The 241-nt window shown below is 50.6% G+C and carries 1 protein-coding gene; it reads left to right on the forward strand.

Annotated elements, in window-relative coordinates:
• Positions 1 to 241 (forward strand): substrate-binding domain-containing protein (locus tag V5P19_RS24390; RefSeq protein ID WP_334408100.1); only part of this gene is annotated, 241 nt, incomplete at both ends.

The raw sequence follows: 241 nt of genomic DNA on the forward strand, positions 1-241 counted from the left end.
GCATAATCTTTCCCCATTACGCATGAATCCACGCGCCATCTCATCCATTCATTTAGGAATGCAGTTAATGCGTGATGCCCTTAGCGCAAACCCGGATTTAGACGGTGTATTTTGCACCAATGACGATATTGCGATGGGTGCGCTTCTGCTGTGCCGCGAGCGAAACCTCGCCGTGCCAGAACAAATTTCCATTGCGGGTTTTCATGGGCTGGAGATTGGCAGGCAAATGATCCCAAGCCTC

The organism is Enterobacter sp. UNJFSC 003, from assembly GCF_036903355.1.
In the GTDB taxonomy this organism is placed as follows: Bacteria; Pseudomonadota; Gammaproteobacteria; order Enterobacterales; family Enterobacteriaceae; genus Enterobacter.